At 43.1% G+C, this 14954-nt stretch carries 14 protein-coding genes; 10 read left to right on the plus strand and 4 right to left on the minus strand.

The window, feature by feature from the left end; all coding sequences use genetic code 11:
* The first annotated feature begins 1 nt into the window (after position 1).
* Positions 2 to 2272: a beta-glucosidase gene (locus MH144_RS01155; protein WP_239296764.1), complete on the plus strand. Its 2271-nt coding sequence runs from the start codon at positions 2 to 4 to the stop codon at positions 2270 to 2272.
* A gap of 98 nt (positions 2273 to 2370) precedes the next feature.
* Here MH144_RS01155 and MH144_RS01160 read toward each other — a convergent pair whose 3' ends face one another.
* The gene (locus MH144_RS01160) at positions 2371 to 3312 is read right to left on the minus strand and encodes a DMT family transporter (RefSeq protein ID WP_239296766.1); all 942 of its coding nucleotides are present in this window, start codon (positions 3310 to 3312) and stop codon (positions 2371 to 2373) included.
* Between the two features lie 268 nt (positions 3313 to 3580).
* Between MH144_RS01160 and MH144_RS01165 the strand changes: the two genes are divergently transcribed.
* Positions 3581 to 4069, plus strand: coding sequence for an NUDIX hydrolase (locus MH144_RS01165; protein ID WP_239296768.1), 489 nt, complete (start codon positions 3581 to 3583; stop codon positions 4067 to 4069).
* A 568-nt stretch (positions 4070 to 4637) separates the two neighbouring features.
* Here MH144_RS01165 and MH144_RS01170 read toward each other — a convergent pair.
* The gene (locus tag MH144_RS01170; protein WP_239296770.1) at positions 4638 to 5183 is read right to left on the minus strand and encodes a TetR/AcrR family transcriptional regulator; all 546 of its coding nucleotides are present in this window, start codon (positions 5181 to 5183) and stop codon (positions 4638 to 4640) included.
* A 206-nt stretch (positions 5184 to 5389) separates the two neighbouring features.
* On the opposite strand from MH144_RS01170, the gene MH144_RS01175 reads away from it, so the two are divergent.
* From MH144_RS01175 to MH144_RS01185, 3 genes are all read left to right on the plus strand, one after another.
* Complete coding sequence (locus MH144_RS01175; protein WP_239296772.1) at positions 5390 to 6160, plus strand: carboxymuconolactone decarboxylase family protein; 771 nt, start codon at positions 5390 to 5392, stop codon at positions 6158 to 6160.
* A gap of 23 nt (positions 6161 to 6183) precedes the next feature.
* Positions 6184 to 6597, plus strand: a complete 414-nt coding sequence (locus MH144_RS01180) for a cupin domain-containing protein (protein ID WP_239296774.1) — start codon at positions 6184 to 6186, stop codon at positions 6595 to 6597.
* 174 nt (positions 6598 to 6771) lie between these two features.
* The gene (locus MH144_RS01185) at positions 6772 to 7311 is read left to right on the plus strand and encodes a GNAT family N-acetyltransferase (RefSeq protein WP_239296776.1); all 540 of its coding nucleotides are present in this window, start codon (positions 6772 to 6774) and stop codon (positions 7309 to 7311) included.
* Between the two features lie 135 nt (positions 7312 to 7446).
* On the opposite strand, the gene MH144_RS01190 is transcribed toward MH144_RS01185, so the two are convergent.
* On the minus strand, positions 7447 to 8232 hold the full coding sequence (locus MH144_RS01190; RefSeq protein WP_239296778.1) for a helix-turn-helix transcriptional regulator: 786 nt from the start codon (positions 8230 to 8232) through the stop codon (positions 7447 to 7449).
* An 87-nt stretch (positions 8233 to 8319) separates the two neighbouring features.
* On the opposite strand from MH144_RS01190, the gene MH144_RS01195 reads away from it, so the two are divergent.
* From MH144_RS01195 to MH144_RS01205, 3 genes are all read left to right on the plus strand, one after another.
* On the plus strand, positions 8320 to 9492 hold the full coding sequence (locus MH144_RS01195) for a DUF2264 domain-containing protein (RefSeq protein WP_275439929.1): 1173 nt from the start codon (positions 8320 to 8322) through the stop codon (positions 9490 to 9492).
* 31 nt (positions 9493 to 9523) lie between these two features.
* A complete protein-coding gene (locus MH144_RS01200; protein ID WP_239296790.1) occupies positions 9524 to 10639 on the plus strand; it encodes a glycoside hydrolase family 88 protein in 1116 nt (371 codons plus the stop codon).
* Positions 10640 to 10912: 273 nt separating this feature from the next.
* Positions 10913 to 11941, plus strand: coding sequence for an ABC transporter substrate-binding protein (locus MH144_RS01205; protein WP_239296799.1), 1029 nt, complete (start codon positions 10913 to 10915; stop codon positions 11939 to 11941).
* Positions 11942 to 12040: 99 nt separating this feature from the next.
* Here MH144_RS01205 and MH144_RS01210 read toward each other — a convergent pair whose 3' ends face one another.
* Positions 12041 to 12724, minus strand: a complete 684-nt coding sequence (locus MH144_RS01210) for a hypothetical protein (protein WP_239296801.1) — start codon at positions 12722 to 12724, stop codon at positions 12041 to 12043.
* 117 nt (positions 12725 to 12841) lie between these two features.
* On the opposite strand from MH144_RS01210, the gene MH144_RS01215 reads away from it, so the two are divergent.
* Complete coding sequence (locus MH144_RS01215) at positions 12842 to 13582, plus strand: LytR/AlgR family response regulator transcription factor (protein WP_239296810.1); 741 nt, start codon at positions 12842 to 12844, stop codon at positions 13580 to 13582.
* 1 nt (position 13583) lies between these two features.
* Positions 13584 to 14882 (plus strand): sensor histidine kinase, encoded by a 1299-nt coding sequence (locus tag MH144_RS01220; RefSeq protein ID WP_239296812.1) that lies wholly within the window; start codon positions 13584 to 13586, stop codon positions 14880 to 14882.
* The last annotated feature ends 72 nt before the right edge of the window (positions 14883 to 14954 follow it).

A 14954-nucleotide genomic window follows, 5' to 3' on the forward strand; every position in this document is an offset into this window, starting at 1 on the left:
CATGAATAAATCGATTAATGAATTGCTGTCGGCAATGAGGCTTGCCGAGAAAGCTTCGCTCTGCGCGGGATTAAATATGTGGATGACAAAGGGAATCGAACGATTGAACATTCCGCCAGTTCATATGTATGATGGCACAAACGGCATCCGTAAAACGAATAGTGATGAAGAAATGGGCATTACAACGGAAAATGTACCTGCAACCTGTTACCCTACAGGCTCAGCCATCGGTTCTTCGTGGAACACGGAATTGCTGCATGAGGTCGGTGTGGCTCTAGGACGGGAATCGAAAGCCATGGATGTGGAGTTGCTGCTTGGACCGGGTGTCAATATGAAAAGAACACCGCTTGGCGGTAGAAATTTCGAATACTATTCGGAAGACCCGTACTTGACGGGTGAGCTTGGTGCGGCGTTTATTAATGGGATCCAAAGCGAAGGTGTGGGTGCTTCTGTCAAACACTTTGCGGGAAACAACCAGGAGTTTGAGAAGATGGTGACCAGTTCGGAAATCGACGAGCGGACACTGCGCGAAATTTACCTGAGCGCCTTTGAACGAATTATTAAGAAATCCGATCCTTGGACGGTCATGTGTTCTTATAACTTATTGAATGGAACGTACACGAGTGAAAACGAACATTTGCTGCATGACATTTTGAGAGAAGAATGGGGTTATGAAGGCGTTGTATTATCCGACTGGACAGCTGTCAATGATCGTATACGCGGACTGAAGGCTGGACTTGATCTGGAGATGCCAGGTCCTGCTCATTACAATGCCAAAGCCATTGTTGAGGCGATTCAGAACGGAAGCCTTTCCGAGGAACAATTGGATCGAAGCGTGGGTCGCATTTTGAAGCTGGTGGAACGGGTAACGGGCAACAAAGGCGAGGGGCCTTCTGAAGATGCGGATTACCATGCACTTGCTCGTAAAGCGGCAGCAGAAAGTATTGTACTTCTAAAAAATGAGAACGCGATTCTTCCGCTGCAGCCGGAATCATTGGGGTCCATTGCCGTAATTGGGAGGTTTGCCAAGAAGCCTCGAATTCAGGGGGCAGGCAGTGCGAAGGTAACGCCGACAAGAGTCGATATTCCGTGGGATGAGATCAAGAATCTGGCCGGCGAGAATATTACTATGGGATATTCAGAAGGATACCCGGAGGATGGCTCCATTCAGGATAAGTTAATTCAGGAGAGCGTCACATTAGCCAAGAATTCCGATGTTGCTGTACTGTTTGTTGGTCAACCGGAATATGCCGAATCAGAGATGCATGATCTGCAAGGCATTGACCTTCCCGAACATCAAGTGAAATTGATCATGGCCGTAGCCGCGGTTCAACCCAAGTGCATTGTCGTAACTAGCAGCGGCACCGCACTCGCGATGCGCCCTTGGGTACAGCATGTACCTGGTGTGATTCACTCGTGGTTGTCGGGTCAAGGCATGGGTAAAGTGGTTGCAGATGTATTATTCGGAAACACGAATCCATCGGGCAAGCTGTCCGAGACCTTCCCAGTGAAGCTATCGGACAACCCTTCCCATATGCGGATTCGCGGTGAGAACGGCAAGCTGTATTATCGTGAAGGTCTTTTTGTGGGGTATCGGTACTATGACCGGAAAGAACTGGCCCCTCAATTCCCGTTTGGGCACGGATTGTCCTATACATCGTTCTCGTACACGGATCTGAAAGTAGCTCAGACGAATGATGGTGTGACTGTTTCTTTCCAGTTGAAAAATACAGGTAAGCGTAAAGGGAAAGAAGTCGTTCAATTGTACGTACACGATGAAGAGTGCACATGGACCCGTCCGGAGAAAGAGCTAAAAGCCTTTGTCAAAATCGAACTGGAGCCCGGTGAGAAACGCAAAATTACCTTTGATCTGGAAGAGAGAGATTTTTCGTACTATAACACCAAGTATAACCGCTGGGTAGCAGAGACCGGATACTTCCAGATTTCGCTTGGCAGCTCGTCCAAAGACATCCGAATCACGGAACGTCTGCATTGTGATTTTGGAAAGGAAGAGATTACGTTTCACAAATTCAGCCTTCTCAGCGAATGGATGAGTGATCCGGCAGCGAAAACGGAATTGGGGAAATGCCTGAATGAAATGAACGAACATGTTACAGATAAGGTATATCTTAACGAGGAATTTGTGGGATTCTGGGAAGACTTCCCTATGATCAAAGTATTCCAAATGTTCGGTCAACAATGGATGAATGAGCGTTCGCCTGATGAGGTTATTCATGAACTTATTGCCAGGGTTAACCAAGCACGAAAATAATAGATAAGCTAAAGAAAAACCAAGTTCGATCCCGTATAGAGGAGATGAACTTGGTTTTTCTATTGTTCCGGGACATATCGTTTCCAAGCAGCCGAATGCTATGCAGAGCTTGCTCGATTCACGATGTAAATGCCGATCGACACGAACAGGAGGGCAATCAGATTTTTCAGTTCCATAATGCTTTCACCCAAAAATAGAGCAGATAGTAATGCGCCAAACACGGGGATAAGGAAGTTGAAAACAGAGACTTTTCCTACTTTGTTGTATTTAAGAAGCATATTCCATAGACAAAATGCCGCGGATGACAGCAGTACCAAATAGACTAAGTTACTGGTGGATTCCACGGTGAAATGTGTAACCCGTCCGCCCAGCAGCAGACCCAGCAGAGCAAGCGTCAATCCGCCGACAAACAGGCTGAAACCCGTGACGACCAATACATCAATGGAAGAGGTTAAATGCTTCGCATAGATGGCAGTAATGGAGAATATAAAAGCAGCCACAATGACGAAACCTTCACCTGTAAAGGAAAAGGAAAATGAAAGTAAATCAGTATTGAAATTCACAATAATGACTCCGATAAATCCAAGCACGCAGCCAATTACTTTTTTATTGCTTAGCTTATCATTTTGATACAGGAAATGGGCTAATACTACACTGAAAAAGGTAGCTGTTGCGTTCATGATGGAGCCTTTAACACCGGTCGTATTCGATACACCTATATAAAAAAACATATACTGCAGGCCTGTTTGCATGATTCCCAGCATGGAGAGACTGGTCCATTGCCGTCCAGATAGAGCAAACTTCCGTTTTCCAATCAAACGGTACAGGATCAGAAGCAGCAAGCCTGCAAGAATAAATCGATACCCTGCAAATACAAACTTGGAAGCAATATCTTCAGGCATGATGTTAAAAGCGATATACCCTAGTTTAATAGAGGGGAAAGCACTTCCCCATAACAAGCAGCATAGGCTTGCGACTAGGGTTACAACTAGTGGATCTGTAAATCGGTGTGGTTTCTTCATTCCTTGACTCTCATTCACGTGTAATCTTCTCCTCAACATGTAGTGCGTATGTTATGTAACAAATACATTCTAGACCATATCACATTTCCCGCGGCTTGTATCATAAAGTTGAATGGAGCAGTTGTTTTATGCCAAGAAAAATCATCAATACCCATCCAATACAGGTGTAGAACTGAATCATTAGGAGCGTTGGTGAGGCTGCGAATATGCAGCCTTTTTTTTAAGCAGGAAGCTGTATGAATGATGTGGAATATATATACAGATTCACTGTAGAGGAGGTGGTTAGATGGTCTTTCCAACGCATATTGTATCGGCAGGCGGAATTGTAGAAGACGGACACGGAAATATCCTGTTAGTAAAGGCTCATGACGATGGCTTGGTGTACCCAGGCGGGATTACTGAAGTAGGAGAAAACCTGATTGATGGCGTGATACGTGAAATCAAAGAGGAAAGTGGAATAGACGCCAGTGTTAGTCATTTAATTAGTGTTGTCTCCAATACAGCAGTACATAAGTGGTATGACGGTGTGACGGATGTTCCGACAAAGGTCATGTTTGATTTTGTATGCAAATTAGAAGGTGGGGGATTAGCCGCATCTGAGGAAACGAGCGAATGCAGGTGGGTTCCTAAGGAACAGGTGCTGGATTATATTACACTACCTGCAATCCGCATGCGTTATGAAGCGTATCTGAACTTTCAAGGTTCAGTGAATTACGTGGAGTATGTCACTGCGACAACATCGGAGTGTAATACCAAGCTTCATAGACATGTTTAGCTGTAAGAGTGCTTGTAATTTAATAAGTTATATACAGATGCTTAGACGTCGGTTGGTTGAACAGCTGTTAAATTGATCACAGGAGAGCAGTCGATTCGTTGGATCGACTGCTCTTATTCATACGGACGGAGACCAATCTGACATTTTGATCATTAATTATAGATATGCTGTTTCACAAAATTCAAAAAATCGCTTTGCATCGAGCCAAGCGTAAGGATCTTTCTGGTAATCATGAATCTACACCGCTGGCCATGAACGTGGAATGACCATGTTGCAGACAATAAGTTTCCAGAATGAAATTTTTGATCTTGTAATTCTGCTGTTTGGTATTCAACTTTATGTACGACTTTAGTCGAAAAAAAATTGAGAAAAAGGATCATTAATTTATCTTCATTTATGAGCAATATAGCCCGGCTTGTCTTCGCTGACAAGCTCTGCGGAGTGGAATAACATATGTACATGTTAGGTTCTCTATGAGATTGAGTTAGCCGATCCAACAATTTTTTAGTAATAAAGATCATGGTTCAAATACCCCTTCTGTTGTGATATCTCATTCTGCAATCCGTTCCTAGAAATTCCGATCCAACAAAACGCCTACCTGTTCTGCAATGACCTGAGTAGGCTCAGATATTCCATTGGTAAGCCACGCTTCAACGATTTCGACAATTGCCGCTCCAAAGAAATTAAGAATAATCTCCTTGCTTAATCCCTGATTAATTCCTTCGCTTACATTCACTTCTCCTTCTAATTCTTCAATAACAAATGCCAGGAAATGATGACGAAATACAGAGGCTCCTTTGCTTGATAACATGGTTGAAAAGAAGGGGAGATGATGTTCAAAGTATTCAAACCAGAGGAGATTTCCCTCAGCAAAACTTAATTCAGATGCTGCTTCACATAGTTTACGTAGTTCATGGATATGTTCTTGAATGACTTTGTCGAGCAGATCAAATTTATCCATGTAATGATCATAGATCGTTCTTCGACCAACATTTGCCCGATTGGAAATGTCCTGGATCGTAATTTGATCCAGACTTTTCTCAGACATCAGTTGCGTGAACGCATTCTTAATGGCTTCTTGAGATTTCTGTACTCTTCGATCCAATTTGGACATGGGATTACCACCTTTCTGACTGTATTCACACATTATTTTAATTTTGTGCGGTAGCGCACGAATGAAGACGGTTTGTTTATTGAAGCTGCATCACTTTCCCTTTATATTATACACATGTGCGGTAACGCATCAATATGTATTATCTCAATTATTTATGTTTCCTTCACTGAAATAATAGAAGAGAAGCTTACAGGGAGGTGAAGCACTTGGATCGAATTGAAAAGAGCAAGGAAAAATACCAACAACTGTTTGGTGAAGGCGTTCCTTCTTCTTATGCAACAGATCCTGAATTTCAGGATATTTTAGGTCGTTTTATCTTTGGAGAAGTGTTCTATCAAGGTGCTCTGACGGACATTCAGCGGGAACTGCTGACCTTGGTAATCCTTACCGTCAACCAGACGTTACCTCAGCTCAGGGCTCATGTAAGTGCGGCATTGAATGTTGGAGTGACTCCGGTAGAAATTAAAGAGGCCGTTTACCAGTGTGCTCCATACATCGGTTTTCCCAAAACATTAAATGCCATTAACGAAGTGAATGAGGTTTTCATTTCCCGTAATATTGCATTGCCTATTGATAATCATAGCCAGGTCTCAGAACATAATCGTTTGGAGAAAGGACTTGCTGTACAGATTGAGATTTTTGGTGAAGTTATTGAAAAAATGAGAGCAAGTGCACCTTCGAATCAGAAGTACATTCAGGAATACCTTTCGGCTTTTTGCTTCGGGGATTTCTACACTCGTGACGGACTTGATTTGAAAATCCGAGAATTGTTAACACTGGCTATGGTTAGTGCATTGGGAGGAGCCGAAGGTCAAGTTAAGGCACACGTACAGGGAAATATAAATGTGGGAAATGACAAGGAAGCATTGATTGCAGCGATCACACATTGTCTTCCTTATATGGGTTTTCCAAGGACACTAAATGCACTTGCTTGCATCAATGAAGTGATTCCGGAAAATGAAGAGAAATTATTATAATCAGCAGATTGGAGAAGTCAGATATGACAAAACATGAAGAGGTAAAGAACGGCGTTATCTTTCCGGTAGGAGAGAAGAATGAAGCATATGCACAATATTTTGTGGGGCAAAGCTATCTTCAAGCTCTGGTTGCAGATCCGAAAGTGAATGTTGGTGTAGGGAACGTGACCTTTGAGCCGGGATGCCGAAACAACTGGCACATTCACCGTGACGGATTTCAGATATTATTAGTCACCGGTGGGGAAGGGTGGTATCAGGAGGAAGGCAAACCTGCCCAATTCCTGAAAGCCGGCGATGTTATTGTTACGCATGATGGTGTAAAACACTGGCATGGTGCCGCAAAAGACAGCTGGTTTGAACACATTGCGATCACTGCAGGTACACCTGAGTGGCTTGAACCTGTCACGGATGAAGTTTACAACAATGCGACGAAGTGAACGACCAGATTCTCATGAACTAAAGTGTAGAGTGAACGACAGAGACACCCGTAAGGGTGTTTTTTTGTTGCTTTTATAGAAATCTATTGCGTTAATATAAAAGGGTTTTAGCGAACCCGTATAGAAGGCAATGCATAAAGGTTTAAAACAATATCTTCGTTTAGGAGGAGTCATTTGAGAATAGATCAGGTATTTGAATTTGAAATTGGTGCGGAGCTAACTGAGAAAATACAAGCGTTATTAATCAAAAGCTTTCCTGAAGTTTATCCTGTGGATCGAATTTACTTCAAGCAAGTACCTCAGTTTAGATTTTTGGCTTTTAACGATGAGAATGATCTCGTAGGGCAAGTGGGTCTTGATTACAGGGTGATGAATCTAAATGGTAAACGCATTAGAGTCCTTGGTGTGATTGATCTATGCGTCTCACAAAATGAGCGCTCTCAAGGACTGGGGTCCAAGCTGCTTAAGGAAGTTGATGCATTCTCCAACGGTAGGAATATTGACTTTCATCTTCTGTTTGCAGATAACATGGCTCTGTATTTTAAGAATGGATATAAACGAGTTGAAAATCGGGTAAAGTGGTTGAAGATTAATAATGAATTACAAATGACGAATGGAATAGGTCACGAGCCGATAAGCGAAATCATGATCAAGGAAGTAAGTGAGATGAGTTGGGATGAAGGTGATCTGGACTTGCTAGGCTATCTTTACTAGATTTGCGCTCCAAAATAGAAATCGCATCATTTAACAGATATAGTTAAGTAATGCAACCGTTCATTCGTTAATTGAATAACGGTTTTTTGTAATTTTATAGAACGAGAACGGACTTAAAGTGCAAACGAACATAACTCAATTGGGCTCGATTCTGAATCTGTATTTCCGGGGCGAAACACCAACAAATTTCTTGAACTGCCTCATAAAGTGGGTGTCATTCTCATATCCACATGCGTACGCAATCTGATTAACGGAGAGCTCACTGTGGTCCAAAAGATATTTGGCATGTTCAAGCCGGGCATGAATCATATCCGTCATCACGGAACAACCGAATAGCTCCTTATAGATGTGTTGAAAGTACGATTTGCTCATATTTAATCGTAAAGCTCGCTCTGTCACGGATATGTTCTGCTGGGGAGAACGATAGATATCGTTGCGCAGCTCTGTAAATTGGACGTAATATCGGCTGAGTTGGTGGGGAGCGGTTCTTTCCCGCAAGTCGCTCAATTTCATGAAGAAAGACCGAAGGTCGCAATCGATAATACTCTCACGCAGCTTTCCATCCAGTCTGTAACACTTCTGAAGTTCCGCGATGCTTCTGGAAATCAACAAGGGATCTGTAGCTTCAATAAGCGTGTCCACAGGAAATTGAATACGTAGGAGAAATTCGTGGAATTCGCTGCCGTTACAGTGGAACCAATCATTAATAAATGGACTCTCCAGCTCACGGTAATAATGGGCCGTTTGAGGTTGAAACAAAATGAAGGTATTCTTCTCAACCGTGCTTATGTTGTCATACATTCTCACTTCTGCTCTGCTATTAAAAAACACAAAGGTGTAGTTTCCTGAACCATTTGGTCGGTTTCTCACAATCCCTTCATGGTGAATGGTGCGATAACCGCAAGAAAGTAACGTAAGCATGCCTTATCCTCCTAAGCACAATAGGTCAGTTTTTGATGATTATAGTTTATTGTTCAAGTGTGCACAACCATCTATAATTTTCTAAAAATGTTTATTTTGAAGGAGGAAGACGAAGTGTCGGTTGACAGAAAGTATTGGGTGGATACATTGGTTCGTATAGCACATCCTGTACTCTACGCCTTATCGGAAAGCAGACTTGTTCGCGATATGCCTGTCGAATCAAAGGGGGGAGATCGAGCAGAATACGCCTATCTAGAAGCTTTGGGCCGCACACTGGCCGGGATTGCACCATGGCTTGAACACGGCCCTCGTTCAGGTGAGGAAGGGGAGGTTCGAGCCAGGATGGCAGACCTGGCCAGGCGTTCAATTGGAGTGGCGACAGATCCAGCTTCACCCGATTTTATGAATTTCACGCAAGGCGGCCAGCCTGTTGTCGACGCAGCCTTTCTTGCGAATGCGGTGCTTCGGGCTCCACGTGAGCTGTATGAACTGCTGGACGAGAAAGCGAAAGATAATCTGAAGTCAGCCCTTCTCGCCACACGAATTATACGCCCCGTATTCAGCAACTGGCTGTTGTTTAGTGCAATCATTGAAGCGGCCCTTGCCCGAATGGGCGTAGAAACTTGGGATCGTATGCGAGTGGATTATGCGGTAAGGCAGCATGACCAATGGTACTTGGGTGATGGTGCCTATGGTGACGGGCCTGATTTTCATTGGGATTACTATAACAGCTTTGTGATTCAACCCATGCTCGTGGATACATTGGACGCGTTAGGAGATCAATTCGAGGATTGGAAAGTGATTAGGGTCAAGGTGCTAGACAGAGCAACTCGCTATGCAGCCATCCTGGAACGCTTGATTTCACCGGAAGGCACCTTCCCGCCCATTGGACGATCGCTTGCCTATCGTTTCGGAGCATTTCAGCATTTATCCCTCATGGCGCTAAGAGAGGAACTGCCGGTAGAAGTGGAACCAGCTCAAGTTCGCTGCGCACTTACTACGGTAATCAAGCGGCAGATTCAGATGCCGGGGACGTTTGACGATGCCGGATGGCTGCGAATTGGATTCGCCGGAAGCCAGCCGGAAGTAGGAGAAGTTTATATATCGACGGGCAGCCTGTATCTCTGTACGACTGTATTTCTTGCGTTAGGACTCTCACCTGATTCTGATTTCTGGCAGGGAGAGGCCGAGTGGACTTCGCGAAAGGCATGGTCCGGAGGAGAGGTCAATTTGGATAAAGCCTACCATGATCAACACTAGAAGTGCACATTTGAAGAGGAGGGAATGAGAAATGATGATTCAACCGGATTGGGTGCAGGAGGCATGGGATCAAACGAAGGCAAAAGTGAAACGGATTTCTCGTCGAATCGGGGATGGCTTCCCTCACGCAAGTGTAAATGGAGAATATCAGTTAGAACAACCATCTTGGTGGACCGCGGGCTTCTGGCCTGGCATACTGTGGCTTGTCTATCGGGACACCAAAGATAACGATCTTAAGGAAGCGGCAGAATCCTGCGAACGCCAGCTTGATGCATTGTTAACGGATTCCGAGATGGTTGATCATGATATCGGTTTCATGTGGACATTAACAAGCGGTGCCAGATATAAGCTTCTAGGTTCAGAGGATTCCAAAAAGAGAGCTCTACTTGCCGCTAATCTCCTGGCTGCCCGCTTTAATATCCAAGGGAATTATATTCGTGCATGGAATGGGGAGCATATGGCTGGCTGGGCCATCATAGACTGCTTGATGAATTTACCACTGCTATACTGGGCATCCAGTGTAACGGGAGATCCCCGGTACAAACACATCGCAGTCAAGCATGCGGATACGGTGCTGCAGCAATTTTATCGTCCGGACGGCTCTGTTGCCCACATTATCGTGTTTGACCCGGAAACCGGGGAGAAGCTTGAAGTAAAGGGAGGCCAGGGATATTCTCCAGAGTCTGCTTGGTCCCGTGGTACGGCATGGGCGATCTATGGCATGAGTCTAAGTTATCATTATACAGGTAACCAGCATTATCTGGATGCAGCCAAACGGACGGCCCATTTTTTCTTGGCCAATTTACCGGAAGACCAGGTTCCAACTTGGGATTTTCGTACACCTCAAGGAAAATCCTCAGTTCGTGACTCGTCGGCAGGAGCCTGTGCTGCTTGTGGACTGCTGCTTTTAGCTGATCAGGTTGATGGGCTTGAAGCAGAGATGTATCTCAAAAGCGGAGAGAAAATTCTACATTCCTTGTATATGAATTATGGTGCTTGGGACTCCGAAGCAGAAGAAGGCCTTATTTTGCATGGAACGAGCCACTTCCCTGAGCAGAAAAATGTCGATGTTCCACTGATTTACGGCGATTATTACTTTGTAGAAGGGATATCGATTTTGAAGGGGGTTAAGGAACGCTTTTGGTAATCCTGTTGGATCGGTTGTTAATGCGGTTTGATAGTATTCATGGAGAGGCAAGAATAGAATCACATGTGAGAGTCGCTATATTAGCGGCTTTTTTTGTTTCCTATAGAATTGATATTGATTATTGTTCTCATTTACACACTCCGACATTTACTGTATACTGACAATAGTTATTTTACATAATGCTCAAAAAGACAGACGAGAATGGAAAAGGGAGAGGTTATTTACATGTTGGTGTCCGTAAAAAAAGGAATGTTTCTTTGTTTGATTACTGCAATGATTTTGGTGTTAGCTGCGTGCTCAAGTGGTGGCAGTGATAATGCCAATGACAGCTCACAGCAAGCTGCGGAGAGCAGCGTGTCGAATGAAGCAGCAGATGGGGAGAAAACCGATGCAGATACTTCTTCTGCAGCTGAAACAACTTACCCGGTAACCGTATCGAATTATACAACAGAGAACGGTACTTGGGTCGCGAAGGAACAAACATTTGATAAGGCACCTGAGCGTGTTGTTGCCAATACCCAAGGTGCAGCCGAGCTGATGATTCGCCTTGGTTTGACGGACAAGCTCGTGGGTGTAGCTGCTTTGTTTGGTAGTGTACCTGAGGATATTGCTGATGAGTTTAAGAAAATTCCTGTCCTGGCCGAAGGATATGTGGGTAAGGAAGTAACCATTGGCGCTTCGCCTGACCTGATTATGGGACGTGGTGGATTGTTTGAGGATGCCGACTGGGGTGTGGGTACAGTCAACGGCTTGAATGATATGGGTATCAAAACGTTTGTGCAGAGCACAAGTGTTACTGACGCTTCGTTGGATAGTCTGTATCAGGATATCACCGAGCTAGGCGAGATCTTTAACGTACAAGCTAACGCGGCGGCCTATATTGAGGAGCTTAAAGTACGCGAGGAAGCATTGAAGGCTCGTGCTAGCGCTGAAACGATCAACTATGCGTCCTTCTCTGATAATGGTGATGGAACCATTGCGATATATAACGGAAATGGAGATACGTTTATTGAAAGTGCAATGTCATTAATCAACGTACATAATATGTTGATCAATGAAACAGGCACACTCAGCCTGGAGAAGCTCATTGAGATCAATCCCGATGTGATGATCATTTCCAAATATGCTGGCGGTATTGATCCACAAGAAACGATTGACAAGTTGCTTGCCAACAAGCAGGTGCAAAGTATTAACGCAGTGAAAAACAAGAAAATCTATGTTATTGATTTCAACAATTTTTGGGGTTACGGTGATTCCATCTTCACAGGTGTTGAGAACCTTGCTGATGATATGGGGCTGTAATATAACCGAAGTTGTATAATTCATACTATATATTCACATTCAAGAAGGAGCCAACTCTAAGAGTGGGCTCCTTTTCTCATTATGAGTACGATTTGTTTTCTAATTCTTTAATGTATTTGCTATATCAATTAAGGTTTGGTAACTGTATAACGGTTCAAGATTGTTATTTTTTCCTGAAATAAGAGAGTAGGTTAGACCCTCGTTTCTCCAATAGATGGCACTCACATGTTCGTTTCCTTGGTCCCATGTTTGCGAACCGTTAGTTAATTTCAATCCTTTCTTCCCAGTCGGAGGTGTATCAATCTGTGAGTTTGTAATCATTATGATGAGATTCATTCCTTCATCGCTATTTGCATACGTGATTTCAATTGCATCAAATTCTTCATTGGTATCTAATATCCTTGCTGATTGATGAGTAACATGGAAAGGAACTGACGGTTGTTTGATTTCAAACGGAATCTTAGTTTCCGCTTCTTCAACTGAAATATTAACCGGGGACTTCAGATCTGAAGTATTAATTGGTTGATTACTTTCCGAGTTTTGTAAGCAGCCAGACAAGAACAGAGGAATCATACATAGGAACATTAACCGCATTACAGCCTTCATTTGAACCACCTCGATATCTGAGTAGTTACTTCTATTACGTACTACTAGCTGGGATGGTGCATAATCTAGCCTATTTATTCCATTTAAAGAACGTTTCTCGAAGTTGATCAATGACACGGATAGCAAGCAATAGTGGTTCGATAAATCAGGAATTTTACCCGATCCAACCTTCTCCATGCAGTTTAGGGTTTGAAACATGCGTTTTATCCCATTTCCCCCTGAAAATTATGATAAAATATTATATTTGAGAGTGAAACTCAGAATTGTCGTCAAATGAAGGGCGGATGTTCAAACATGTTTAATGTTGCCATTTGTGATGATGAGGAGAAACAAAGAGAGCTCGTGAAAGCGATGCTGATCTCCTTATCTCTGAAAACGAATATTGATTTCCAAGTTACCTTATTTGCATCCGGTGAAGAGTTGATTTCTCATTACAAAACGGTTGGGGATACCTTTCATATTCTTATTATGGATGTGGAGATGCACGGGATGAACGGCATACAGGCGGCCAAAGAGATCAGAACGATGAAGTTTCTGGATGTGCAAATCATGTTTCTGACCAGCTATCCCGAGTATATGGTAGAGAGCTTCGATGTGGTTACTTTTCAATATCTGATCAAACCGATCCAGGCGCATATCTTCGAGGAGAAAATGATTAAACTATGTCAGTACTTGAGATCCATGGACAAAAAGTTTGTATTAATTAAATCAGCTTATGAAGAGTTGCTGTTGAAATACGATGATATTCTCTGGATTGAAGTGATGAAAAGTCTAACAATCAAAAACAAACTGAATTTTGTGACCAACGAAAGCACGCATGAAAGTAAAGGCATTATTTCGAATTATGCGGATGCTTTGAAGGATCATGGCTTCTTGCAAATTCATCGCTCGATTATCATTAACCTGATGCATGTCCAGAAGTTTAGCGGCTCCCAGGTCGTCATGTTAAATGGTGCTGAATTGCCCATCGGCCGTTCCAAAGTCAAGGAAGTCAAGGATGCTTATACCAAATATATGATTATGAGGGTTCAATAATATGGATACTTATGTGATCTTGTCTATCATTGTGGTTCCGTTACTTATGGCGTTTCAGGTGAATTTTTATTTCGATTCTGTGCTGGGCAAATCCAAACAAAAGCCTCGAAGAGCCATTTACTTTGTCTTGTTTATCGTCCTTGGTTATTTCTATTTGGCCTCTTCGTTTCCTCCTGTCGTTTCGTCTTTTATTGCATTATTGTTTATCTTCAGTCTGGCGCAATCCTATGAGGTGGAGTTGAAAATAAAACTTGTCTTTACGATTCTGTATGCAGTACTGCTGACCACCGTGAATTACATTGCTGTATATGTTATTAGTGCACTCGACTCCAGGGATTACAGTATATGGGATCATTTCAACGGGGAAGATCATTGGGTGTTTGCTAAGGTAATGCTCCTTGGTTGCAGCATCATGTTTATAGTCGTTCAGGTAGTGCGTTTGATTGCCAAACGCAGAAGTTTCAGAGTGCATTATCGATATTATTTCTTGTTTCTTATTGTACCGACCATTACTTTATATCAAATTAATGTAGCCTCAACCTATAGTGAAAAAAACATTTATTATGTCGTTTCCGTGTTAGGATCGCTGTTACTAAATGTGTTCATTGTCTATGTATTCGATAATATGGTTGAAAAGGTTCAACTCGCGCATGAGAACACCCAGTTACAGCGCCAAATGGATTATCAGGATGCCAACTACGAGAAAACAGTGCACAGTTTCAAAAATATTAAAAGCATCATCCATGATATCAACCAGCAGTTTTTGTACATTGATGAATGTATCAAGCAAAATAAACTTGATGCAGCAGGTGATCATATTAAACTTACCTTGAATAAGATTGAAGGCGTGTACAAGCGGGTAAACTCCGGCAATCTCGTGATCGATGCACTTGTCACGAATACCATTGCCATGGGACAGGCAAACGGGATCAAAATCGACACCCGAATCGGACTGCACTCACAGCATGTACACATTGATCGATATGATCTGTGCGTCGTGCTTGGCAATATGCTGGATAATGCCGTAGAGGCTTCCAAGAAAGTCAGACAAGCGGAAGACCGATATATCCTGATCGCAATTCACTCCACGGCATCAGCACTTGCTATCCAAATTACGAATCATGTGGAGAAACCATTAACTCATTTGAAGAGTGAGAAGCCAAATCCGGATTATCACGGGATCGGTCTTACAAATATATCCAGAATGTGTGAGAAGTACGGTGGACATATGCGTATTGAGAACCATCATCGAACATTTAATAACATGGTTGTCCTTCCATTTCATACTAACAATCTCTGAACATACTGTTCAGGGATTGTTTTTTTCCATTCAGGGTTCATTACCGTTTGATGGGCATCTTCCCGTATATGA

It is taken from the genome of Paenibacillus sp. ACRRY, from assembly GCF_022346995.1.
GTDB lineage: Bacteria > Bacillota > Bacilli > Paenibacillales > Paenibacillaceae > Paenibacillus.